The sequence below is a fragment of the Streptomyces sp. NPDC015032 genome, from assembly GCF_043080425.1.
Classification (GTDB): Bacteria; Actinomycetota; Actinomycetes; order Streptomycetales; family Streptomycetaceae; genus Streptomyces.
Map to the genome: position 1 here is coordinate 1 of NZ_JBIBVN010000029.1, position 25113 is coordinate 25113.

Annotated in this window: 14 protein-coding genes; 4 read left to right on the forward strand and 10 right to left on the reverse strand. The window is 72.9% G+C overall.

Features of this window, described 5'->3' with window-relative positions:
* Positions 1 to 257: 257 nt before the first annotated feature.
* The gene (nudC, locus tag ACF08M_RS30380; RefSeq protein WP_392188467.1) at positions 258 to 1205 is read right to left on the reverse strand and encodes an NAD(+) diphosphatase; all 948 of its coding nucleotides are present in this window, start codon (positions 1203 to 1205) and stop codon (positions 258 to 260) included.
* A gap of 44 nt (positions 1206 to 1249) precedes the next feature.
* Entirely contained in the window at positions 1250 to 2644 is a 1395-nt protein-coding gene (locus tag ACF08M_RS30385) for a dipeptidase (protein WP_392188468.1), read from the reverse strand.
* 172 nt (positions 2645 to 2816) lie between these two features.
* On the opposite strand from ACF08M_RS30385, the gene ACF08M_RS30390 reads away from it, so the two are divergent.
* A complete protein-coding gene (locus ACF08M_RS30390) occupies positions 2817 to 3590 on the forward strand; it encodes a hypothetical protein (protein WP_392188469.1) in 774 nt (257 codons plus the stop codon).
* Between the two features lie 47 nt (positions 3591 to 3637).
* Here the strand turns inward: ACF08M_RS30390 and ACF08M_RS30395 are convergent, their stop codons facing one another.
* From ACF08M_RS30395 to ACF08M_RS30405, 3 genes are all read right to left on the reverse strand, one after another.
* On the reverse strand, positions 3638 to 7099 hold the full coding sequence (locus ACF08M_RS30395) for a UvrD-helicase domain-containing protein (RefSeq protein WP_392188470.1): 3462 nt from the start codon (positions 7097 to 7099) through the stop codon (positions 3638 to 3640).
* Positions 7100 to 7180: 81 nt separating this feature from the next.
* Positions 7181 to 10702 carry an ATP-dependent helicase gene (locus ACF08M_RS30400; protein ID WP_392188471.1) on the reverse strand — a complete coding sequence of 1174 codons (3522 nt, stop codon included), beginning with the start codon at positions 10700 to 10702 and terminating at the stop codon, positions 7181 to 7183.
* Positions 10703 to 11016: 314 nt separating this feature from the next.
* On the reverse strand, positions 11017 to 11472 hold the full coding sequence (locus ACF08M_RS30405; protein ID WP_392188472.1) for an MGMT family protein: 456 nt from the start codon (positions 11470 to 11472) through the stop codon (positions 11017 to 11019).
* 221 nt (positions 11473 to 11693) lie between these two features.
* On the opposite strand from ACF08M_RS30405, the gene ACF08M_RS30410 reads away from it, so the two are divergent.
* The 3 genes from ACF08M_RS30410 (at position 11694) to ACF08M_RS30420 (ending at position 18319) form a co-directional block, all read left to right on the forward strand.
* Positions 11694 to 14558 carry a lysylphosphatidylglycerol synthase domain-containing protein gene (locus tag ACF08M_RS30410; protein ID WP_392188473.1) on the forward strand — a complete coding sequence of 955 codons (2865 nt, stop codon included), beginning with the start codon at positions 11694 to 11696 and terminating at the stop codon, positions 14556 to 14558.
* 195 nt (positions 14559 to 14753) lie between these two features.
* Positions 14754 to 16361 (forward strand): alpha/beta hydrolase, encoded by a 1608-nt coding sequence (locus ACF08M_RS30415; RefSeq protein WP_392188474.1) that lies wholly within the window; start codon positions 14754 to 14756, stop codon positions 16359 to 16361.
* 371 nt (positions 16362 to 16732) lie between these two features.
* Entirely contained in the window at positions 16733 to 18319 is a 1587-nt protein-coding gene (locus ACF08M_RS30420; RefSeq protein ID WP_392188475.1) for an alpha/beta hydrolase, read from the forward strand.
* Between the two features lie 86 nt (positions 18320 to 18405).
* Here ACF08M_RS30420 and moeZ read toward each other — a convergent pair whose 3' ends face one another.
* The 5 genes from moeZ to ACF08M_RS30445 form a co-directional block, all read right to left on the reverse strand.
* Positions 18406 to 19584, reverse strand: coding sequence for an adenylyltransferase/sulfurtransferase MoeZ (gene moeZ / locus ACF08M_RS30425; RefSeq protein ID WP_392188476.1), 1179 nt, complete (start codon positions 19582 to 19584; stop codon positions 18406 to 18408).
* Between the two features lie 84 nt (positions 19585 to 19668).
* Positions 19669 to 20493: a spherulation-specific family 4 protein gene (locus tag ACF08M_RS30430; RefSeq protein WP_392188477.1), complete on the reverse strand. Its 825-nt coding sequence runs from the start codon at positions 20491 to 20493 to the stop codon at positions 19669 to 19671.
* The gene (locus ACF08M_RS30435; RefSeq protein ID WP_392188478.1) at positions 20481 to 21446 is read right to left on the reverse strand and encodes an NAD-dependent epimerase/dehydratase family protein; all 966 of its coding nucleotides are present in this window, start codon (positions 21444 to 21446) and stop codon (positions 20481 to 20483) included. The genes ACF08M_RS30430 and ACF08M_RS30435 overlap by 13 nt, the downstream gene beginning before the upstream one ends.
* Positions 21447 to 21662: 216 nt before the next feature.
* A complete protein-coding gene (locus ACF08M_RS30440) occupies positions 21663 to 23078 on the reverse strand; it encodes a hypothetical protein (RefSeq protein ID WP_392188479.1) in 1416 nt (471 codons plus the stop codon).
* Positions 23079 to 23157: 79 nt separating this feature from the next.
* Positions 23158 to 25059: a glycosyltransferase gene (locus tag ACF08M_RS30445; protein WP_392188480.1), complete on the reverse strand. Its 1902-nt coding sequence runs from the start codon at positions 25057 to 25059 to the stop codon at positions 23158 to 23160.
* Between the last annotated feature and the right edge of the window lie 54 nt (positions 25060 to 25113).

Below are 25113 nucleotides of genomic sequence, written 5' to 3' on the forward strand. Positions count from 1 at the left end.
GCCCGCGAGATCTACCACGTCCTGACCATCACGAACGCCACCGCAGCGGCCCCGAGTCACCTCGCAACCGCTGCTTGACATCCATAAGAGCATCCCCGCCGCTCCGCAGCACAGCCGCGCCCCCTCCGGTCGAGCACCGGAGGGGGCGTTGCCGTACGCGTCCGCGGGCGTTGCCGTGTGGGTCCGCGGGCCCTGTCCGTCGGGGGCGCTGTCCGTCCGGCCGCGGGTGCTGTCGTCCGGCCGCGGTGAGTCGTACGTCAGCCGACGGTGCCCGGCCTCGGGAGCGGCTTGCCGTACCAGAGTTCGATCAGGCGGGCCGCGATCGAGATGCCGTACGGGGGCATGACCTCTCCCGACTCGAACGCCGCCGTCAGGTCCTCGCGGGAGAACCAGCGGGCCTCCTCGATCTCCTCGCCGTCCACGTCGATCTCGGAGGAGGTCGCCCGTGCCATGAAGCCGAGCATCAGGCTGGACGGGAACGGCCAGGGCTGGCTGGCGATGTACTCGACCTCGCCGACGGTGATGCCCGCCTCCTCGAGGACCTCGCGGGCCACGGACTGCTCGATCGACTCCCCCGGCTCGACGAAGCCCGCGAGCGTCGAGAAGCGGCCCTCGGGCCAGTGCACCTGACGGCCCAGCAGCGCGCGGTCCTTGTCGTCCGTCACCAGCATGATGACGGCGGGGTCCGTACGCGGGTAGTGCTCGGCGCCGCACGCCGGGCAGCGGCGGATGTGACCGGCAGCCGCGATGACCGTGCGCTCGCCGCAGCGCGAGCAGAAGCGGTGCAGCCGCTGCCAGTTCTCCAGCGCCACCGCGTGCACCATCAGGCCGGCGTCGCGGGGGCCGAGCAGCAGCCCGGCCTCGCGCAGGCCGGCCGGGCGGGCCGGCTGGTCCATGCGTCCGGGCAGGGAGTCCTTCTGGAGCGCGAAGTAGCTGACGCCGTCCTCGTCCGTGCCGAGGAAGTAGCGGTGGGTCTCGGTGACCGGGGCGTCGAAGGCCGGGGTCATGACGATCTCCGTACCGCCGTCGGCCGTGTCGTCGATCAGCACCTGCCCGCCGGAGACGACGAACACACGAGTGGTCGGGTGGCTCCACGCGGCGGACAGCCAGGCCTCGTCGAGGCGGTGGTGCGCCGCGCGGTCGATACCGCTGGGCGCCGTGAGACCGATGGGCCGGTCTGCGGTGGCGTTGTCGAAGGTGCTCACAGGTGCTTCCTACTCCCCCGGGATGGATCGGGTGTTCAGAGGATTCAGCGGAGTGCGGCGGCCAGTTCGCCCCAGAGATGGGCCGCTGTCTCGACGCCCTTGAACAGGAGGTCGAGTTCGACCTTCTCGTCGGGGGCGTGCCAGCCGTCGGACGGTACGGAGATGCCCAGGAAGAGGACGGGTGCGCCGAGCACGTCCTGCAGGTCGGCGGCGGGCCCCGAACCTCCTTCGCGGGTGAAGAGGATCTTCTGGCCGAAGGCCCGTCCCATGGCGCGGGCCACGGCCTGCAGGGCCGGGTGGTCCAGCGGCGTCAGGCAGGGACGGGTGGCGGGGGCGAAGGTGATCCGGTGCCGGACACCGGCCGGGATCTGCGCCTCGGCCCAGGCCCGGACGGCCTGCTGGACGTGGTCGGGGTCCTGGCCCGCGACCAGCCGGAAGCTGATCTTCACCACGGCGGAGGACGGGATGATCGTCTTGCTTCCGGCGCCCTGGTATCCGCCGCCGATGCCGTTGACCTCTGCCGTGGGGCGGGCCCAGATGCGTTCCAGCGTGGAGTAGCCGGACTCGCCCGATGCCGCCCGGGACTTGGCGGTACGCAGCCAGGTCGCCTCGTCGAAGGGCAGTTCGGCGAAGAGGGCGCGCTCGGTGTCGGTGAGTTCTGTCACGCCGTCGTAGAAACCGGGGATCGCGACCCGGCCGTCCGCGTCGTGCAGCGCGGCGACGAGCCGGGCCACGGCCGTCGCGGGGTTGGGGACCGCACCGCCGAACGAACCGGAGTGAATGTCCTGTTCCGGGCCGTGCAGCTCGATCTCGCACTCGGCGAGGCCACGCATGCCCGTGCAGACGGTGGGGGTCGTCTCGTCCCACATGCCGGTGTCGGAGACGATCACTGCGTCGGCCGTGAGCCGGGCGGCCCGCTCCTCGACCAGGGCGCGGAAATTCGGCGAGCCGGACTCCTCCTCGCCCTCGATCAACAGCTTGAGGTTGACGGCCGGGGAGGTACGGCCGGTGGCGGCGAGGTGGGCCCGGACGCCGAGGGTATGGAAGAACACCTGCCCCTTGTCGTCGGCGGCACCCCGCCCGTACATGCGGCCGTCGCGGATCACCGGCTCGAAGGGGTCGGTGTCCCAGCCGTCCTCGCGGGCGGCGGGCTGCACGTCGTGGTGCCCGTAGACGAGGACGGTCGGGGCGTCCGGATCGTCGGAGGCCCACTCGGCGAAGACCGCGGGCGCACCGGGCGTCTCCCAGATCTCGGTGACCGGGAAGCCGGTCTCCCCGAGCTTGGCGGACAGCCACTCGGCGCTGCGCCGTACGTCCCCGTCGTGCTCCGGCTGGGCGGACACGGACGGGATGCGCAGCCAGGCGGCGAGATCGTCCAGGAAGGCTGTGCGGTGCTGCTCGGTGTACGTACGGACGGCGCTGTCCGGGGTGTCGCTCATGGCCTTGAGCCTAGTGCCTCGCCCCATGGGGTCCGCCCGCCCGCGGCACCGGGCCGCACTGCCCCCACTGGGGCCGGATACCTGTCGGCAGCGCCGCTCCTCCAGTTGAATGGCTCCGCCGAACGGCTCCGCGGGACAGTGCCCGGTGCCCGGCCGCGAGGGGGAGAGCGAGTTGAGCAGTTCAGGTGAGGGAACGCCGCCGAGCCGGCGGGCCGGGGAAATAGCGGCGTGGGTCTCGGCGATCACCGCTGTCATCGGTCTGCTGCTGGCGGTGTTCGGGGTCCCGCTCGTCGGCGGCTCCTCGGTCAACCGGAGCGTCGCCGACCACGCCGGTGCCCCGGCAGCCTCGTCCACGCCGCCTCCGCCGGAGACGGACACCCCCGGCTCCCCGGCCGCGACCGGCGAGCCCGGCACCGGGCCCTCGGCGTCGTCACGGCCATCCCAGCCTTCCCGGCCGTCCCAGCCTTCTCCACCGGCCGTGCCCAAGGGCTGGCACCGTATCGGCGAACCCGGCCTCACGGTCGCCTTCGCCCTGCCGGACGGCTGGAGCCGGAAGGAGCGGAACGACATCCAGAGCAACTGGACCTCCCCGGACGGTGCTCATGACATGAGCGTCAAGCGGGACACCTCGTACGGAGCGACCGCCCGGGCGGCCTCCGCCGGGCAGCTCGCCTGGTACCGCGACACCGTCAAGTCGTCGATGGCCGGTCTCAAGGCCGTCACGCACACCACCCGGCAGAACGGCCGCGACGCCCTCTGGCTGGAGATCGATTACCACTGGGCGGGCCAGAGCGAACCCCGCAAGCGCGTCGAGGTCTTCGTCGCGGGCACGGCGGGCCGGGTCTACCAGCTGCTCTTCGACACCACCGCCGACTCCGGGAAGCTCGCCGCACAGCAGCGGCTGTTCGCGACCGCGCGCGCCCAGCTGCTGATCGACAGGCCTTAGGTGTATTGCCCTGGGACCGCCGGCGCGTCCGGCCACGACGATGCCGCCTACCCCGTGGGCGGTGGCTCGTCCAGCAGGATCCGTTCGAGTTCCGCCCGGCCCGGGAGGCGGGCGGGGTGGACGGTCTCGCCGCTGCGCACGTACAGGAACGTGGCGGTGACATCGGTGAGCGGCAGATCGTGCAGTTCCGCCCAGGCCAGACGGTAGACCGCGAGCTGGAGGGGGTCTGCGGTGTTGGTGCGGGTGGTCTTCCAGTCGACGATCTCGTACGTGTCCCCGGTGCGGTACACCGCGTCGATGCGGCCCCGGATCACCCGGCCGGCCAGGGTGATCTGGAACGGCGTCTCGACGCGGTACGGGGTGCGGCGGGCGTACGGGGTGCGCTCGAAGGCCTCCTTGAGCGCGGCGAGATCGCGCTCGTCGGCGATCTCGGCGTCGCTCTCGTCACCACCGGGCAGCTCGTCCGGCCCGAGCATCGGCAGCGGCAGCTCCTCGAAGCGGGACTCCACCCAGGCGTGGAAGCGAGTGCCCCGGCGGGCCGCCGGCTGCGGCGGCCGCGGCATGGGCCGGGCCAGCTCCTGGGCGAAGCCCTCGGGGTCGTCGGCGAGGCGCAGCAGCTGGGTGGCGGAGAGCGAGGCGGGTACGAGGACATCGCGCACGGCGGCGCGGGCGCGGCGCAGTTCGCCGGTGAGGGCGTCGAGGTCGCGGTCCCAGGAGGCGAGGGTGCGGGCTTCCTCGGGGGTGAGGTGCTGTGCCCCGGCGCGCTCCGGGGTGCGGGCCGCCGGGACGTGCGGTGCGGGGGTGCACGGTGCGGGGGCCGGGGCGGGCGGGGGCTCCGTCGACAGCGCGTCCCAGTCGTCGGCCTCGTCGGGGTACGCCTCGTCGCCGGGGTACGCCTCGTCGTCGGGGAACGGGGCGTCGTCGGGGCCGTCGTACGGACCCGGGACACCGGGCGGCGCCTCGTACGCGTCCGGCACACCCCCCGTCGTGGCCAGGGCCTCCAGGTGTGCCATCACCGTGTCCGCGGCGGCCCGGCGGCGGGTCAGCGCGAGGTCGTCGAGGGGAAGCGGCCACGCGTGGTCGGCCTCCTTCTCGGTGAGCGCCGGGTTCTCCTCGTCCTCGGCCGGTTCGTCCGCCCAGACCTCGATCTCGCCGTGTCCGGCCGCGCAGTGCTCGTACAGCACGTGCAGAAAGTCCGACGGGCCGCGCGGCTTCTTCTGGCTCGGCCCCCACCAGTGGCCGGAGCCGAGCAGCAGGGTGCGGGGCCGGGTGAAGGTGACATATCCCAGGCGGAGCTCCTCGGTGTGCTGGTGCTCCTTCATCTCCTCCTTGAAGCCCTTGAGCCCCTTGGCGTCCCAGGAGTGGACGGCGGGGAGGGTCGCCGTGTCCCCGCGCAGGGCGTGCGGGAGGACCTTGGACTGGGAGGTCCAGGCGTCGCGGGACTGGCCGCTGGGGAACTGGCCGGTGACCAGGCCCGGCACCGCGACGACATCCCACTCCAGGCCCTTGGACTTGTGCGCGGTGAGGACCTTGACGGTGTCCTCGCCGCCGGGCAGGGCGTTGTCCAGGCCCTTCTCGTACTGCACGGCGGTGCGCAGGAAGCCCAGGAAGGCGAGGAGGGTGGCCTCGCCTTCGACGGCGGCGAAGCGGGCCGCCACGTCCAGGAAGTTGGCGAGCGTCTCGCGGCGGCGGGCGGCCAGGGCGTGCGGCGACGCGGAGAGCTCGACCTCCAGGCCGGTGGTGGCGAGGACGCGGTGCAGCACGTCCATCAGGGGATCGGCCAGCGAGCGGCGCAGGTCGCGCAGTTCGGCGGCCAGGCGGGCGAAGCGGATGCGGGCCTCGGCGGAGAACGGAAGTCCGTCGTCCGCGCCGCCGCCCGATTCGAGGAAGGTGTCCAGCGCGTCGGCGAGCGAGATCACTTCGGCCGGGTCGATGCCTTCGACGGCCTCGGCCAGGCGCCGGTCGGGGTCGGAGCCGTCCTCGTCGCCATGGGTCGCGCGGTGGACGAGGAGGCGGGCGCGACGGCCGAGAAGTGCCAGGTCACGGGGGCCGATCCGCCAGCGGGGACCGGTGAGCAGCCGGACCAGGGAGGCATTGGCGCCGGGGTCCTGGAGGACTTCGCAGACCGCGACGAGGTCGGCGACCTCGGGCAGGTGCAGCAGCCCGGACAGTCCGACGACCTCGACCGGGATGTCGCGGGCGACCAGCGCGGCCTGGATCTGAGGGAAGTCGCCCGCGGTGCGGCACAGGACGGCGATCTCGCCGGGTGCCTTTCCCGTTCTCACGAGGTGGGCGATCGAGTCGGCGAGCCAGTCGACCTCTTCGGTATGGGTACGGAGCAGTGCGCAGCGGACGATGCCGTCGCGCTCGGCGCCCGGGGCGGGGCGCAGGGCGTCGACGCCCTCGTGCATGGCGCGCAGGGGTGCGGCGAGGCCGTTGGCGAGATGGAGGAGCCGGCCGCCGCTGCGGCGGTTCTCGCTGAGGGAGTAGCGGGTGGCGGGGGCGCCGTCGGCGTGCGGGAAGTGGAGGGGGAAGTCGTCGAGGTTGGCCACGGAGGCCCCGCGCCAGCCATAGATCGCCTGGCAGGGGTCGCCGACCGCGGTGACGGCGTGCCCGGTCACCGCCGCTCCTTCGGGGCCGCGGCCGAAGAGGGCGGAGAGCAGCAGCCGCTGGGCGACCGAGGTGTCCTGGTACTCGTCGAGCAGTACGACACGGAACTCGTCGCGCAGGATCGCGCCGACCTCGGGCCGAGTGAGGGCCAGCTCGGCGGAGAGTGCGATCTGGTCGCCGAAGTCGAGGAGGTCGCGGCTCCTCTTGGCCTCGCGGTAGCGGCGGGTCAGTTGCAGCAGCTCGCGGCGGGCCTCGGCGGTCTCGGGGATCTTGCGCAGCTCGGCGTTGGTGAGCCGGGCCGATGCGAGCGTACGGAGCAGTTCGGTGTCGTGGTCCGCGAGTTGTTCGGGGCGTACGAGATGCTCGGCCAGCTCGGCGTCGAGGGCCAGCAGATCGCTGACCAGTGTGGGGAACGACCTGGTCAGGGCCGGGTAGGGGCCGGGTGCCTCGCGCAGTACGCGGGCGGCGAGCTGGTACCGGGTGGCGTCGGCGAGGAGGCGCGTGGTGGGTTCGAGGCCGATGCGCAGCCCGTGTTCGGTGAGGAGCCGGCCGGCGAAGGCGTGGTACGTGGAGATGCTGGGCTCGCCCGGCGGGTTGTCCGGGTCGATGGCGTCCGGATCGGTGACCCCGGCCGCGATCAGGGCCTTGCGGACGCGCTCGGCGAGCTCGCCCGCCGCCTTGTTGGTGAAGGTGAGTCCGAGGACCTGCTCGGGGGCCACCTGGCCCGTCCCCACCAGCCACACCACGCGCGCCGCCATCACGGTGGTCTTCCCCGACCCGGCTCCGGCCACGATCACCTGCGGGGCGGGCGGCGCCGTGATGCAGGCCGTCTGCTCCGGGGTGAACGGGATCCCGAGGAGCTCCTTCAGCTGCTCGGGATCGGTGATACGTGAGGACACCCGACCGAGGCTAACCGGGCGCACCGACAATGTGCGGGCCGCCGCCTGCCCGGCGCCCTGCTCGCCCCAGGACACGGCTGCTCACTCCAGGACGTGGCGGCCCTCCGGCTGCGCGCTGCACGAGGCCCGGAAGGAGCAGTGCGTGCAGTGCTGGCCGGTCGTGGGGGTGAACCGTTCGTCCAGGACCCGTCCGGCGGCCGTGGCCAGCAGGTCGGACACCCACGCGCCGGAGAGCGGTTCCTGGGCCTGCACCTTGGGGAGGGCGTCGCCGCCCTCCTTCCTGGGAGCGGCCTGGCGCAGCTGTACGAGTTCGGCGCCGCCGGGTTCGGGGCGCCGGCCGTCGAAGATCTCGTCGACCGCCCCTTCCCGGACGGCCAGCTGGTACACGGCGAGCTGGGGGTGGCGGGCGACCTCGTCCTTGGTCGGGGACTGTTTGCCGGTCTTGAAGTCGACGACGTACGCCCGGCCCTCGGCGTCCTGCTCGACGCGGTCCATCGAGCCCCGGATGCGTACCTCGTACTCCCCCGCCTCCAGCGTCACGTCGAAGTCGTGCTCGCTGGCGGCGGGGGCTCGTCCGGCGCGGTCCATGACGTGCCAGCGCAGGAAGCGTTCGAGGGCGACCCTGGCCTGCTCCTTCTCCTGCTGGGACTTCCAGGGGGCGTCGAAGACGAGGCCGTCCCAGACCGAGTCCAGCCGCTCCATCAGGACGGCGAGATCTGCGGGGGTGCGTCCGGAGGCCACCTCGTCGGCCAGGACGTGGACGACGTTGCCGAAGCCCTGTGCGGCCGTCGCCGGGGCGTCCGCCTTCACCTCGCGGCCGAGGAACCACTGGAGCGCGCAGGTGCGGGCGAGCTGGTCGAGCGCGCTGCCGGAGAGGGCCACGGGCCGGTCCCGGTCGCGGAGCGGGACGGTGGAACGGGTCGGCTCGTACAACCCCCACCAGCGGTAGGGATGGGCCGCGGGTACGAGCGGCTGGCCCTCGTCGTCGGTGAGCGCGGCGAGGCGGGCGAGACGGTGGGCGGCCTCCTCGCGCAGGGCGTCGGAGGCGTCGGGGTCGACGGTGGTGGCACGGAGTTCCGCGACGAGCGCGGCGACGGCGAGCGGGCGGCGCGGCCGGCCGGTGACGTCGCGCGGTTCGACGCCGAGTTCGGCGAGGAAGCGGGACGGCTGGTCGCCGTCGTCGGCGGCTGCCTCGACCGCGGTGACGACGAGGCGCTCGCGCGCCCGGGTCGCCGCGACGTAGAAGAGGCGGCGTTCCTCGGCGAGGAGGGCGCCGGGGGTGAGCGGCTCGGCCAGCCCGTCGCGGCCGATCCGGTCCGCTTCGAGCAGCGAACCGCGGCGTCGCAGGTCCGGCCAGAGCCCCTCCTGCACACCCGCGACGACGACGAGGCGCCACTCCAGGCCCTTGGACCGGTGCGCGGTCATCAGCCGTACGGCGTCGGGACGCACGACGCGTCTGGAGAGGGTGTCGGCGGCGATGTCCTGGGCGTCGACCTCCTCCAGGAAGTTCAACGCACCCCGCCCGCCGGTGCGCTCCTCGGCGCGGGCCGCGGTGTCGAAGAGGGCGCAGACGGCGTCGAGGTCGCGGTCGGCGTTGCGGCCGCCCGGGCCGCCGCGCAGCGCGGCACGTTCCAGCCGCCCCGGCCACGGGGTGCCGGCCCACAGCTCCCACAGGGCCCCCTCCGCGGTGCCGCCGCCTTCGAGGAGCTCACGCGCCTTGCGCAGGAGCGCGCCGAGGCGCTGGGCTCCGCGGGCGTACGCCGGGTCGTGCGTGACGAGCCGTTCGGGCTCGGCGAGCGCGCGGGCCAGCAGGTCGCCGGAGGGGGCCGGTACGCGATGTCCGGCGGCCCGTTCCTCGTCCCGCAGGGCCCGGCCGAGCCGGCGCAGGTCTGCCGCGTCCATGGAGCCGAGAGGGGAGGTGAGGAGGGCCAGGGCGGTCTCGGTGTCCAGCCAGGAGGACGCTTCGGGGACAGACGGTTCCTCGGTGGGCGCGCCGGGTTCCTGCCCCGGAACGGAAGCCTCCGCAGCCTTGTTCTCCGGGACGGCCACGCCCACCGCTGCCGTGTTCTCCGGAATGTAAGCCTCCGCAGCCGTGTCCTCCGGGACGGCCACGCCCTCCGCAGTCACGCCCACCGAGGCAGCCACGCCCACCGGAGACTCCGCGCCCGGCGTGCCCCGGCGCAGGGCCGCTGTGGCCACCGCGCGGAGGGCCGTCAGGAGCGGGGCCACCGCCGGTTCGTGGCGCAGGGGGAGGTCGTCGCCGTCGACCTCCAGGGGGACGCCCGCCGACGTCAGGGCCCGGCGCACCGAGGGGATCGTGCGGCCCCCGGCCCGTACGAGCACCGCCATCTCCTGCCACGGGACGCCGTCCTCCAGATGTGCCCGGCGCAGCAGATCGGCGATGTTGTCGAGCTCGGCGGAGGCGGTCGGATAGGTATACGCCTCCACGCTGCCGCCCTCACGGACCGCGGCGAGCTCCCGGTGGGCGCGGACCTTCGCCGAGGGCAGCCGGGTCAGCGGCATCCGGCGGGTGAGCAGCCGGGTGGCGGCCAGCAGCTGTTCGCCGGAGCGGCGCGAGGTGGTGAGGACGCCGACCGGAGCCGGAGCGCCGTCCGCCCGCCGGAACATCTCCGGGAAGTCGAGGATGCCGTTCACATCGGCGCCCCGGAACGCGTAGATCGACTGGTCCGGGTCACCGAAGGCGATCAGGTCCCGGCCGCCCCCGGTGCCCGGGCCGCTCCCCCGGTTGCCGGCCAGCGCGTGCAGCAGCCGTACCTGCGCCGGGTCCGTGTCCTGGTACTCGTCCACGAACACCGCGTCGTACCGCCCGGACAGCAGCGCCGACACCTCGGGGCGCTCCGCGAGCAGCACGGCCCGGTGCACCAGCTCCGCGTAGTCCAGCACTCCCTGCGCGTCCAGCACGTCCAGGTACTCGGCGAGGAACTCGGCGGCGGCGCCCCAGTCCGGCCGGCCGGTGCGGCGGGCGAAGTCGGCCAGCGCGTCCGGGCCCAGGCCCAGCTCGCGGCTGCGTGCGAGCACCGCCCGTACCTCGTCGGCGAAACCGCGCGTGGTCAGGCAGGCTCGCAGCTCGTCGGGCCAGCGGATGTGCGGGAAGCCGTCCCGTTCCAGTTCGAGCTGGCCGGCGAGCAGCTCGCGCACGGTCACGTCCTGCTCCGGTCCGGAGAGCAGCCGCGTCGGTTCGGCGAAGAGGTCGGCGTCCTGGTGGGCGCGGACCAGCGCGTAGCAGAAGGAGTGGAACGTGGTGGCCTGCGGACCGCGGGCGGCACCGAGCCGGGCGGCCATCCGGTCGCGCAGCTCCACGGCGGCCTTGCGGCTGAAGGTGAGGACCAGGATGCGGGCCGGGTCCGTGCCCCGTGCCACGCGCGCGGCGACCGCCTCGACGAGCGTGGTCGTCTTGCCGGTGCCGGGTCCGGCGAGCACCAGGAGCGGGCCGCCGGGGTGATCAACCACCGCGCGTTGCGCCGCGTCCAGGAGAGGGGGACCCACGGAGCCCGGCGGGGTACGCACCAGCCGGTACGCGCCCGCGGTCCGCTGCCGTGCCTGACGGTGCGGACTGTGCCGGGTGGTGGAGGAGGAGCTCACGTGGATCGCCGGTCCTGATGGGTTCACGAGGTGTACGGGGGGTGCTGGGTGTACGGGGTGCACTGGGCGTATGGGTGGTGAGGGTGCGGTGCGTGCCGCGAACTGACGACGCTACGCCGACGCGGGCGCGATGCGGGACGAGTCCGCTGCGTACCTCGTCACGTTCCGGGGCGGGGGTGCCGGCGTCACGGGTGCCGGCAGCGCAGGTGCCGCAAGTGCCGGGCATATCACGGGTGCCGTCGCGCGATGCTGCGTGTTCCGCGTCACGCGTCGGGCCCGGCGCCGCCCGTTGGGCGTCCGAATGGCCGAAGCTGTCAGATGTGAGCACCTTTGTCTATGTCCCCGTCCGCGTCCGCGTCCGCACCACCGGTGACGCCGTCCCACCGCGCCCGCTTCAGGTCGAGGCGCGGCAGATGGCCCTGCGCGCTGCGCGACGCCTCGCGCAGCGGGGTGCTCTCCTCGCGGTAGTGGCCCAGCGCCCGCAGTTCGTGGCCGGGCAGCAGCGCCCCGTCGGCGCGCACCACACGCCACCACGGCACCGCGGCCCCGTACAGCGCCATGACCCGGCCGACCTGGCGCGGGCCGCCGTCGCCCAGCCACTCCGCGACATCTCCGTACGTCATGACACGGCCGGGCGGGATCAGCTCGGCGACATCGAGGACCCGCTCCGCGTACTCCGGCAGCTCGTCGATCGTCCGGTCGTCGATCGCCCGGTCGCCGATCGCGCGGTCGCCGCTCGTCCCGTTGCCGCTCGTCCGGTGTTGGCTCATCCGGCCCATCCTGCCGTACGCCACCGACAGCCCGGACCGATCCGCGCGCGCCCGCTCACGGGGCGTGCGTGCGGGAGCAAAGGAGCGTATGTTGCGCTTCGCGTGTTTGCGCAGTGCACCCTGATGCCCCCCTCCGTCGCCGGGCCGTGCCACCATCGTGCGGGCGGTGACCGGTGATACGAGAACACGAAGACCAATCAGAGGCGACGAAGGAGCAGGGCGTGCAGCCACCGAAGGCGGCGGACGCCCCTGACGCCGAGCCGTACTCGGACGCGCCGGACGGGCCCGCCAAAAAGCCCGGTGCGGAAGGGGCGGAGCCCGGCGCGGAGCAAGGGACGCCCGGCGCGGAGCAGACCACGCCCGGCGCGCGACGGACACCGCCCGGTGCCGGGCGCCAGGACGTTCCCGAGCACCTGGCCGGCGCGACGCTCTCGACCGCCGCGGCGGAGGCCGAGCGCGTCTCGGGCGACGAGCCGCTGCTCCCCGCCCGGGTGCACCGCCCCTCCGATCTCATGCGGCTCCTCATCGGGGTCCTGGCGATCGCCGTCCTGCTCTCGGTCGCCGCGTTCGCCCACGGCACGACCGCAGGTCTCGAACAGGACATCAACAAGGGCACCGGCCAGGCGCCCGACATCCTGATCAAGACCGCCGGCCTGGTCTCCAGCATCGCCGTGCTGCTCGTCCCGGTCGCCTTCGCCATCGAACGGCTGATCAAACGCGACGGGCTGCGGATCGCGGACGGCGTGCTCGCCGCCGTACTGGCGCACGGCGTCACGCTCGCCGCCGATCTCTGGGTGGCCAAATCCGCCCCCGGCACCATCCAGGACGCCCTGACCCAGCCGCAGCCCGGTGACGCGCTCACCGATCCCGTACACGGCTATCTCGCCCCCGTGATCGCCTATATGACGGCGGTCGGAATGGCGAGACGGCCACGCTGGCGGGTCGTGCTGTGGGTGGTGCTGCTGCTCGACGCGTTCGCCATGCTGGTCGGCGGCTACACGACTCCGTTCTCGATCATCCTCACCGTGCTGATCGGCTGGACCGTGGCATACGGCACGCTGTACGCGGTCGGCTCGCCGAACGTACGGCCGACCGGTCAGCATCTGATGGCCGGTCTGCGCCATGTCGGCTTCCACCCGGTCACCGCGATGCGTGCCGAGGACACGCCCGACTCCGGCGACCAGAACGACCGGGGGCGCCGCTACCTGGTCACGCTGGAGGACGGGCCACCGCTCGACGTGACGGTCGTCGACCGCGAGCAGCAGGCCCAGGGCTTCTTCTACCGGGTCTGGCGCCGGCTCACCCTGCGCGGCATCACCCAGCGCCGTTCCCTCCAGTCGCTGCGCCAGGCGCTGGAGCAGGAGGCGCTGCTCGCGTACGCGGCGATCGCCGCCGGGGCCAACGCGCCCAAGCTGATCGCCACCTCCGAGCTCGGGCCCGACGCCGTGATGCTGGTGTACGAGCACATCGGCGGCCGTTCCCTGGACGCGCTGGAGGACTCCGAGATCACCGACGAGCTGGTGCGCGGCGCCTGGCGTCAGGTGAAGGCGCTCCAGTCCCGGCGGATCGCGCACCGCAGGCTCACCGGGGACGCCATCCTGGTCGACCGTTCCGGCAAGGTGTTCGTCACCGATCTGCGCGGCGGCGAGATCGCGGCCGGTGATCTGGTCCTGCGGATGGACGTCGCGCAGTTGCTGACCACCACCGGCCTGCGGGTGGGCGCCGAGCGGGCCGTCGCCGGCGCGCTGGAGGTGCTCGGCCCCGATGTCGTCGCGGACTGCCTGCCGCTGCTCCAGCCGATCGCGCTGAGCCGCTCCACCCGGGCGACCCTGCGCCGGCTCGCCCGGGAGCGCTCGCAGCGCGAGCGTGAGGCGGTGCTCGACGCGTCGGACGCGGCCAAGCGCGCCAGGGCGCTCGAACACGGAGCGGCTCAGGAAACCGCCGTGTCCGGAACGGGTCCCGACCACAAGGCCGACCACAAGACCGACCGCAAGGCCGCCCGCAAGTCGCTGCGCAACGAGAAGCAGGCCGAGAAGCGGGCCCTGGACGACGCCCTGGAAGAGGCGCGCGAGGAGGATCTGCTCTCCCAGATGCGGCGGCAGGTACTGCTGATCCGGCCGCAGGCGCCGGTCGAACCGGTCCGGCTGGAGCGCATCAAGGCGCGCACCCTGTTCAGCTGCATCGCCGGCGCGATCGCCGCGTACTTCCTCATCTCGCAGGTCACCCAGGCCGACTTCGGCGCGGTCGTCGAGCAGGCGGAGTGGGGCTGGGTGGCGGCCGCGGTCGGCTTCTCGGCCCTCAGCTACGTCGCGGCGGCGATGAGCCTGCTGGGCTTCGTCCCGGAACGGGTGCCGTTCGGCCGGACCGTGCTGGCGCAGGTGGCCGGCTCCTTCGTGAAGCTCGTCGCCCCGGCCGCGGTCGGGGGTGTCGCGCTGAACACCCGCTTCCTCCAGCGCGCCGGCGTACGCCCGGGGCTCGCCGTGGCGAGTGTCGGCGCTTCGCAGCTGTTCGGTCTCGGCTGCCACATCCTGCTGCTCGCGGCTTTCGGCTATCTGACGGGTACCGAGAGGACCCCGTCCTCGCTCACCCCGTCCAGGACCGTGATCGCCGGGCTGCTGACGGTCGCCGTACTCGTGCTGGTGGTGACGGCGGTCCCGTTCCTGCGCAAGTTCGTCGTGACGCGGGTGCGGTCGCTGTTCGCCGGAGTCGTACCGCGCATGCTCGATGTGGTGCAGCGTCCGCAGAAGCTGCTGACGGGCATCGGCGGGATGCTGCTGCTGACCGGCCTGTTCGTGATGTGTCTGGACGCGTCGGTCCGGGCGTTCAGCGGTCCGGACGTGCCGCCGCTCAGCTACGCGAGCATCGCGGTGGTCTTCCTGGCCGGCAACGCGCTCGGGTCGGCGGCGCCCACACCGGGCGGAATGGGCGCGGTCGAGGGCGCGCTGACGCTGGGGCTGATCGCGGTCGGCCTGCCGAAGGAGGTCGCGGCACCGGCCGTTCTGCTCTACCGGCTGCTGACCCTGTGGCTGCCGGTGCTTCCAGGCTGGCTCTGCTTCAACCATCTGACGCGCAAGGGCGAGCTCTGACGGCTCCCCAGCCGCCGAACGAGCCTGTCGGCTCGCCAGCCCGCCGTACGAGCCTGTCCGCGAGGGGCCGGGCCGGTGGTCCGTGAAGGGCGCCCCTCGGATGCCCGCCGAGCCGATCGGGCGATCGGGCGACCCCGGCCACCCGCTTGGACCGGTGCCCGTGCACCGCTCCGGTTCCCCCCGCACGATGAGGCCATGAGGACCTCCCCCGCCCTGCGCGCCGCCGCTCTCGCCGCCGCCGTCACCGTGCTCCTTCCCCTCGCCGCCTGCTCGGAGAGCAACGACAAGGGCGACCCGGGCGGGCCGCACAGCACTCCGCTCGCCGAGAACGCCGCCGAGGCGAACAGCATCCCCGGCGGCCTCGCCTCCCAGAAGCTGACGTGGAAGCCCTGCCCCGCCCCGTCCCCCGCGCAGGGCAGCGGAACGGCCCCCTCGCCGCTGCCCAGCGGCACGCCCTGGGAGTGCTCCTTCATGAAGGCTCCGCTCGACTACGCGAAGCCCGGCGGCGAGACGATCGAGCTGGCGCTCATCCGGGCCAGGGCCAAGAACCCGGGCCGGCGGATCGGTTCCCTCATCTTCAACTTCGGCGGTCCCGGTGCCTCCGGTGTCGCGACCCTGCCCGCCTTCGGCACCGACTACGACAAGCTCCGCACCCGCTACGACCTGGTCAGCTTCGACCCGCGCGGGGTCGGCCTCAGCGCGGGGGTGGAGTGCGAGACCGACCAGCAGCTCGACGCCCGCTTCGCGACCGACGACACCCCTGACAACGGCGCCGACGTGAACGCCTTCGTCAAGAGCACCAAGACCTTCGCGGCGGCCTGCAAGAAGAATTCCGGCAGGGAGCTCCCCTACGTCGGCACCACCAACGCCGCCCGCGACATGGATCTGATGCGTCAGGTGCTCGGCGACAAGAAGCTGTACTACTTCGGCATCTCGTACGGCACCCAACTGGGCGGCGTCTACGCCCACCTGTTCCCGAAGAACGTCGGCAGGTCGGTGCTGGACGCGGTGGTCGACCCGACCCTGGACTCCGAACAGATCTCGCTCGGCCAGGCCCGGGGGTTCCAGCTCGCGCTGGACAACTTCACCAAGGACTGCGCGGCCCGCGGCGAGGCCTGCAAGCTCCCCGGTTCCACCGGGAAGGAGATCGAGCAGGGGATCTCCGGCCTTCTCACCCGGCTGGAGACGAAGCCGATCCCGGGGCTCGGTGCCCGGCAGCTGACTCAGACCCTGGCCATCACCGGTATCGCGGCCGCCCTCTACTCCAAGGCGACCTGGCCGCTGCTGGAGCAGGGAGTGGACGAGGCCGACGGCGGGAACGGCGCGCTGCTCCTCGCCCTCGCGGACTCGCTGAACGGCCGTTCCGAAAACGGTCACTACAACAACTCCATCGCCGCCAACACCGCCATCAACTGCGCCGACTCCAAGGAGCGGTTCACCGCCGAACAGACCAAGGCGAAGCTGCCCGAGTTCCGGTCCGCCTCCAAGATCTTCGGCGACTACCTGGCCTGGAGCCTGATGGCCTGCACCGGCTGGCCGGTGGCGGGGGCCTGGGTGACCCCGGACGTCAGCGCTCCGGGCGCGGCCCCGATCCTCGTCATCGGCAACACAGGCGACCCCGCGACCCCGTACGCGGGCGCGAAGGCGATGGCCGACGCGCTGGGCAAGGGTGTCGGTGTGCTGATGACATACAAGGGCCAGGGGCACGGCGCGTACAACAGCGGCAACGCGTGTGTGCAGAACGCCGTGGGCGGCTATCTGCTGGAGGGCAGGGTCCCGGCGGCCGGGACCGTCTGCACCTAAGGGCTGTCCCGTAATCCCTGGCGGGCGCACGACGACAGCTACTTCCCCAAGCTCTCGGCTGCGCTCGAGCAGGGGAGGCCCCATCCTCGCCGCGTTGTCGGAACGTCCGAATACATCCAGTATGCGGACGTCCCTCCGCCTTGCGATGCACCGCATCTGACGCCGCGCGCTGATCCACCAGGGATTACGGGACAGCCCTTAGGGACTTTCGTTTAGATCAGGCCGGATCAGGGAGCGGGGTCCGGCACGCACGCCCGCGGCGAGCGGCCCGAGGGCTTGCAGGGAGTCAAGGTGTTGCTTCCCTGCAAGCCCCTAGCATGGGCGCACTTTCTCTGCGGGGTACGCGCAGGCACATTGGGGAGGACATACACGTGGCCGCACACGCACGCGCCGGCGCTCTGGCGGGCGCCGTACTTCTGTTGACGGGGCTGCTCGCGGGCTGCGACAGCGGCACGGACGACAAGCCGGCCGACCGGACGGACCACAGTGCGGCGTCCTCGCCGGACGGGTCGCCCGCCACGCCGGGCGGACAGCCCGGCATACCCGCCCTGCCCGCCGCGCTCACCTCCCAGCGGCCGGACTGGAAGCGCTGCGGGGCCCCGGCGGGCGGCACCGCGCCCGGTACCGGCTGGCGGTGCGCGACGGTCGAGGTGCCGCTGGACTACGCGAAGCCGGACGGCGACACCATCGGGATCGCACTGATCCGCAAGGAGGCCCGGGACAAGGGCCGGCGCCTCGGCTCGATGCTCTTCAACTTCGGCGGCCCCGGCGGTTCGGGGGTCGCGATGCTGCCGCGCGCCGCCGACTCGTACGGGTACGGGAAGCTCAACTCCCGCTACGACCTGGTGAGTTTCGATCCGCGCGGGGTCGCGAGCAGCGCGGGGGTGAACTGCCGCACCGACAAGGAGACGGAGAGCGCCGATCGGCGGGTCGACATGACTCCGGACACACCGGCGGAGGAGGCGGCGTTCATGAAGGACGGCGCGGACTTCGGCGCCGGCTGCGAGCGCCGCTCCGGCAGGGTCCTGCCGCATGTCGGTACGGCGAACGCCGCCCGGGACATGGATCTGATCCGTGAGGTGCTCGGCGACCGGAAGCTCACCTACTTCGGCATCTCGTACGGCACGGAGCTGGGCGGCACCTACGCGCACCTCTTCCCGAAGAACGTGGGACGCACCGTCCTGGACGCCGTCGTCGACCCGACCGCGGACGCGGTCGGGCACGCCCGCAACCAGGCGACCGGTTTCCAGCGGGCACTGGAGAACTACCTCAAGGACCGCGGCCAGGACCCGGAGGCGGGAACCCAGCGCATCGCCCGGCTGCTGGAACGGATCGACAAGAAGCCGCTGCCGACGGACTCGGGCCGCGAGCTCAACGAGTCGCTGGCCATCACCGGCATCATCATGCCGCTCTACTCCAGGAGCAGCTGGCCGTATCTGACCCAGGCGCTGGACGAGGCCGAGAAGAGCGGCACCGGCACCATGCTGCTGCAACTGGCCGACGCGTACAACGGCCGTGACGAGAAGGGGCACTACGACACCCAGAACCACTCGCAGCGCGCCATCTCCTGCGCGGACAGCAGGCTCCGGCCGACGGCGGCCGAGGCGCGGGCCCTGCTGCCCGAGTTCCGGAAGCTGTCCCCGGTGTTCGGCCCCTTCATGGCGTGGGACACGGCCGGCTGGTGCGCGCAGTGGCCGGTGAAGGGCGAGCGCGACCATCCGGAGGCGAGTGCCCCGGGCGCGGGTCCGGTCCTGGTCGTCGGTACGACCGGCGACCCGGCGACGCCCTACGAGGGCGCGCGGAAGATGGCGGACGAACTGGGCGAGGGCGTCGGGGTTCTGCTCACCAACAAGGGCGAGGGGCACGGCTCGTACGGCGGCAGCGCGTGCGTGACGTCGACCGTGGACGCGTACTTCCTCGACGGGAAGGTCCCGGCAGACGGCAAGACCTGCTCGTAACGCGGCCCCGGGACATCCCGGGGCCCGGGGTACGCAGAAGGGGCCGGTCCGCGGCGGGCGGACCGGCCCCTTCGAGGCGTTCGTACTCAGTACACCGGCTTCTCGGGCTCGATCTGGTTGACCCAGCCGATCACGCCGCCGCCCACGTGCACCGCGTCGGCGAAGCCCGCCGACTTGAGGACCGCGAGGACCTCGGCGCTGCGGACACCGGTCTTGCAGTGCAGGACGATGCGCTTGTCCTGCGGGAGGTCCTGGAGGGCGCTGCCCATCAGGAACTCGTTCTTCGGGATCAGCCGGGCGCCCGGGATCGAGACGATCTCGAACTCGTTCGGCTCACGGACGTCGATGATCTCGATCTTCTCGTCCGCGTCGATCCACTCCTTCAGCTGCTTGGGAGTGATCGTGGAGCCGAGCGCCGCCTCCTGGGCCTCCTCGGACACGACGCCGCAGAAGGCTTCGTAGTCGATCAGCTCGGTGACGGTGGGGTTCTCGCCGCAGACCGCGCAGTCGGGGTCCTTGCGGACCTTGACCTGGCGGTACTGCATCTCCAGGGCGTCGTAGATCATCAGTCGGCCGACCAGCGGGTCGCCGATACCGGCGAGCAGCTTGATGGCCTCGGTGACCTGGATGGAACCGACGGAGGCGCAGAGCACCCCGAGCACACCGCCCTCGGCGCAGGAGGGGACCATGCCCGGCGGGGGCGGCTCCGGGTAGAGGCAGCGGTAGCAGGGGCCGTGCTCGGACCAGAAGACGGACGCCTGGCCGTCGAACCGGTAGATCGAGCCCCAGATGTACGGCTTGTTCAGCAGTACGGCCGCGTCGTTGACCAGGTAGCGGGTGGCGAAGTTGTCCGTGCCGTCCACAATCAGGTCGTACTGGGCGAAGATGTCCATCACGTTGTCGGCTTCGAGCCGCTCCTCGTGAAGGACCACATTCACGTACGGGTTGATGCCCAGCACCGAGTCCTTGGCGGACTCGGCCTTGGAGCGGCCGATGTCGGCCTGGCTGTGGATGATCTGGCGCTGCAGGTTCGACTCGTCGACCTCGTCGAACTCCACGATGCCGAGAGTGCCGACACCGGCGGCGGCCAGGTACATCAGGGCCGGCGAACCGAGACCGCCGGCGCCCACACAGAGCACCTTCGCGTTCTTCAGCCGCTTCTGCCCGTCCATCCCGACATCCGGGATGATCAGGTGGCGGGAGTACCTGCGGACCTCGTCGACGGTGAGCTCAGCAGCTGGCTCGACCAGGGGTGGCAGCGACACAGGAACCTCAACAATGCAGGTGGTCGGTTTCTACGTACTTCGGCTACGTACGGTTGCTCTTGCCCAACACTGCCACGCCCCTTCTCATTCCGAGATACCAGGTCCGATCCGCGAGACGATTTCGTCCCAGTAACTGGGCAGCGCCGCGAATGGATCCGATTGTCCCTGTCGTCCGTCCCGGTCCGTGAAGAAGATCGTGCCCGCGCCCTGCCAGCGGGCTATGCGCATGGCCTCTTCGAGATGGGTGCGCGGAACGCCGTGGACGAAGTGCGCAAACCGCTCCGGCGGGTAGGCGGCGGTCCACTCCGCCACCTGCGACCAGCGGTAGTCGGTCCACGGTCCGGAGTAGGTGACCAGCTGGTCGGCGGCCTCGGCGTAGCCGGGGTGGGGGTGGGTGCCCAGTCCCAGCACCAGCAGCCCGCGCTCGTCCCCGCCCTCGTCGTGTTCGAGGAGCGTGGCGAGTGTGCTGGTGAGCCGGCGGACGGCCGGGAGTTCGGCACGCCCGGCCGGGCACCGGCCCAGGTAGAAGCCGTCGACGCGGTACCAGTCGAGGAAGGACTGCGCGTCGGCGATCAGCTCGCCGAAGGCTCGGCTGCCGAGGGCCAGATCGAGATGGCCGAGCACCCGGCCCCCCGCTCCCCCGGCGGCTTCCCGCGGGATCTCGCCGCGCATGATCCGCTCGCGGGCGTTGCGGAGCCGGCCCGCGGCCTCCAGACAGTGCGGGTCGGGGCGGGCGCCCGGGCCGTTGTCGATGTTGAGGACCGCCCAGTGCAGCGGGGTGCCGGGGCGGGTGAGCTCGGCCCACTCGGTGGACGCGAGCAGCGGATGCGCGTAGCCGGGGACGCCGAAGCCGAGTTGTCCGGCGCCGCCGGTCCGGCGGGTGGTGCCGGTGGAACTCAGATACGGCACGCCGCCTCCATCCAGATGTCGGCCAGGGACTCCTCCAGATTGATCCGGGGACGCCAGCCGAGCCGGTCCCTGGCAGTGCGGACGTCGGCCTGCTGCCAGGCGCCGCAGCCGTCCGGGTAGGGGGACGGGGTCGCCGAGAGATGCTCGATGACCGACTCGGTCGAGGAGCGCTGGGCCCCGATGGGCAGCCGGGGCGGGGGCGCGTCGAGCTCGTGGAGTGCGCCGGCGTATCCGGCGACCCTGGCGAGGACGGCGGCCGCGTCCCGGAGCCGCACGGCGCGGCCGGTGCCGATGTTGACGACGCCCTGCGCCGCGGAGAGCGAGGCGGCGTGGACGGCGCGCGCGACATCGCGTACATCGACGAAGTCGCGCTGCACACCGAGGCCGCTGAGCTTCAGTTCGCCGTCACCGGACTGCATGGCCCGGCGCATCGCCTCGGCGAGCCGGCCGAGCGGCGAGCCGGCCGGGGTGCCGGGGCCCACGGGGGAGAAGACCCGCAGCACGACCGCGTCGAGGCCGGAGCCGAGGACGAGTTCGGTGGCGGCGAGCTTGCTGACGCCGTACGGGCCGCCGGGGCGCGGAATCGCGTCCTCCGCGGTCGATGAGCCGGGCTGCGAGGGCCCGTACTCCGACGAACAGCCGACCTGGACGAGCCGGGCCGTACAACCGCTGCGGCGCATCGCCTCGCAGACGGTGGCGACGGCGACGGTGTTGTGGCGGGTCAGATCGCGGGCCCCGCCCCGGGTGGCGCCCGCACAGTTGACGACGACGCCGGGGTGGACGGCGTCCAGGAATCGGGTCAGCGCGCCGGGGCTGCCGCCGGCGAGGTCGAACCGAACGTCGGCGTCGTCGCCGCGGCCCAGCGCCGTGAGGTGCACGGCGGGGTCGGCGAGCAGGCGGTCGGCCACGAACCGGCCGAGGAATCCGTTGGCTCCGAGCAGCAGCACCCTCATCGCGCGCCCCCTGGGAGCCGACGGCGGCCTGCCGGTGCGAGGGATTGGGGGGTCATGTCCGGTGTCTCCTTGAGGAAGTGAGGTGTGGTTCGGTACGGGTAATGGACCCGCGGCGTCGGCTCCGCGGGGCATGCGGGTGGTTCTTGTGCGGGGGTGCAGCGGTGGATCGGCTTCGGCCGCGCTGGGTGCGCGGCGGCGGCGGTGCGGTCGCGGGGGTTACGCGGAGGTGCGGGTTCGGTCGCCGGTCCGGGCCGGGGAGTGGGCGGATGCCCGGGGCAGGACGACCGCGGCGGTGACCAGCAGCCCGAGCCCGGCGGCGCCGCAGGCGAGGGCGGATACGGCCCCGGTGCCTGCCGCCGCGACCAGGGCGTCGACGGGGCGGGCGAGGAAGTGCAGACCGGGCAGCCGCCCGGTCAGGACCAGGGCGGGTGCCAGCGCTTCCACCGCGCAGGCGGCGGCGAGTCCGGCGGTGGCGGGCTCGGGGAAGCCGTGCACGGTCAGCATCCGGGCCAGCAGGAGCAGCACACCGAGCGCGGCCGCTCCGACGAAGGCGCCGTCGCCCCCGTAGCCCAGGTGCGCGAGGTACAGCAGTCCGGCGAGGGCGCACAGATGGAGTGCGACGGCTCCGAACAACAGGGGGCGCACGCCTGCGGCGAACTCCTCCAGCGCGCGGCTGCCGATGAGTCTGCGGTGTGCGTGCACGGAGAAGAGGTGCGCGCACCAGGCGGCCGGGGCGAGGGAGAGGGCCAGCCCCAGAAGTGGTGCGGGGGTGAGCGTCCAGGGGCCTTCGGGGCCGCCGCTGAGCACTTGGTCGAGCAGTGCGTCGCCGTACAGGACATAGCCGAGGAGCCAGCAGCCGTACACATGGGCGGTCCTCAAGGAGCCGCCCCCGGCGCGCAGGGGGCCGCTGCGCAGGCTGAGGACGAGGCCGCCGAGCGCGACGAGCGCTCCGGTGAGGGCGATCGCGAGCCGCCCCTGGCCGCCGAGCGCCCCCTCGGTGAGCCTCAGCGCGCCGGCGGTCGCCACGCAGGCGGCGCCCGGCACCAGTGCGCGCAGCGACCAGGCAGCGCGTGTCCCGGTGTCACGCTCCGGCGCGCGGAGCGCTGCTTCGGGCTCCCCCGTCACGGCGGGTACCCGGGCGAAGAGTTCCTCGGCGAGCGAGAAGACATCGCGGTGCCGGTAGCGGGCGGCGGCGCGGTCGGTGAGGCCATGGGCTTCCAGCCTGGCGGCGATCTCCAGTGGGTCGACGGCGCGTTCGCACAGTTCGCGGTGGCGGTGCATCAGTGTTCTCACGGGGTCGGCGGGACCGCGGCGCGACGTGTTGAGCCTGCGTACCGGAGCGGCGCGCGGGATCTCGGGGGCCCGGGGCTCGGCAGCCCGCGCCGCGTCGCTGTTCCCCGTGCCGGCCTGCTCCTCGGCGGTCCGCCCCTCGACGGCTTGCTCCCTGGCGGCTCGCGCTGTGACGGCTTGCGGCGCAGGTGTGGGCTCGGCATCGGAGGCCGGGTCCGAGATCCCGGCGGCGGGCGTCCTGGCGGCGAAGGTCCTGGAGACCAGCGCCCAGGAGCGAAGGTCCCAGCTTCCGCCGGTGGACGGTGTGACGGGTGCGTCGGACACCTCGGTGGGGTGGCCCATCGTCTTTCCTCCGTGATCGTCGCCGGCTTCCTCGGACCGTCCCGCCCCGCCGCTGCGGCCCGGCAGGTCCGTTCCCCGTTCACGCATCGCCGCCACCCGCTCCCCGCGCTGCCGCGCAGACGGCCCGGGACTCGGCGGCCCAGCTGGGCGTGCGGTCGGCCGGCCGCGCCGGGGCGGCGCCCGAGGCCGTCCACGGGCCCTCGACATGCGCCTCCGGCGGGGTGGCGAAGGGGCGCGGTCCGCCGTCGGCGTTCACCGCGTCGGCCTCCCTGCGCACCGGGGCGTGCGAGATCAGCTCCAGATAGATACCGCGAAATGCCGCCAGGTTCTGCTCGACGGTGAAGAGTTCGAGTGCGCGGGCGCGCGCCGCCGCTCCGAGCCGCACGCGGCGCTCGGGGTCCCGCAGCAGCGCGAGACAGGCATCGGCCAGCGCCTTGGGATTGCGCGGTGGCACGACGAGCCCGGTGCCGCCGATGACTTCGACCACCGCGCCGACATCCGTCGACACCGTCGCCCGTCCGCAGAACATCGCCTCGACGAGACCGGAGGGGAAGCCCTCGGCCACGCTGGACAGGACGACAACCCCGCCCGCCGCATAGGCCTCCGGCAGATCCGGCACCTCGGCCCCGCCGAGGTCCTCGAAGGAGACCGGGTTGTCGCCGACGGCGTGCGCGCCGCTGGCCTCATCGGGGAACAGCTGGGCGGCGAGCGCCCGGCAGTGCGCGAGGTACGTGGCCCCCTCCGGGCCCTGCGCCGCCTCGCCGATGATCCGCAGCCGGGCGGCCGGTTCGGCCTTCCGTACCTCCGCGAAGGCGTGCAGCAACGCGATCAGGTCCTTGGCGGGCTCGATCCGGCCGACCCAGACCAGCGTGTCGTCGGGACCGCTGTCGCCGCTCTCCCCCAGCGCCGTGAACCGGTCCGACTCCATGCCGGGGTGGACGGTGCGCAGCTTCTCGCGCTCGGCACCGCACCGTTCCTGCCAGCGCCGGGCGTGGCTGTCGCCGGGGGTGACGATCGCGGCCTGTCGGTACACCTCGGTGGCGAGCCGTCCGTGGAAGTTGGCGAGCAGGGCGCGCACCGGCGCGCTCAGGGAGGTGTCGTGGCCGGCGAGGTAGTGCGTCCGCAGCTGCACGCCGTGCTCGGTGACCAGCAGCGGAGTCCCGAAGAAGCGTTTGGCCAGCAGCCCGGGCAGAGCGGCGGCCCCACCGGATGCGGCGTGGCAGAGATCGACCGCGCCGAGGCTCTCCTCGTCGTACCAGTCGAGGGAGAGCGGGCGCAGCACTCGGTCGAGCTCCCGGGCGAAGGCGAGGAGGTCGGGGACGGTCGCGGTCCGGACGGTGCGCCCGGCACCCGGGGCGCGGCAGGCGGCTTCGAGTACGCGTACGGCGGTTTCGGAGCGGAGTGCCGCGGGAAGCCCCCCGTGTTCGCGGGCCAGCTCGGCGAGTCCGTACAGCCCCTCCGTGAACTGCGCGTCCGCCGAACCGGCGGGCGGGCGTCCCGCACGCTCCTCTTCACTCCGTTCGCAGAGAACCGCGCCCCGGCTCGTGTCGTCGGGAGCCGCGCCCCCGCTCGCGTATCCGGCGTCGTGCGCGCCGACCGCCGTACCCGCCGTGCAGAGCGAGGTCGCGAGCGCCGTGAAGTGCGCCGTGAAGCGCCGCCGTTCGCGCCGTCCGTACGAACGTCCGCCCCCGCCCGTCATCACCCGGGCGAGCAGGCCCGTGGGGGCGCGGGTGCCCGGGACGTCCTCACCGGCCGTCCGGAGCGGCGCCGTCCGCACCCGGCCGACCTGCGCCGGGAGCCGGCCCCGGCCCTGCTCCTCCTGCTCCTCCTGCTCCTCCTGCTCCTCCTGCTCCGCGGACCGGCTGAGCGCGAAGAGATCGAACTCGTGCTGCGCGAGTCCGCGCACCAGACGGTCGCACCAGAGCCCGGACTCACTGTTCACATACGGATAGCCACCGTCGGTGACGAGTCCGATCCGCACGAGTGCACCCCGATCTCCCTAGTGGGCGGCCGCCGTTGGAACGGCGACTCACAG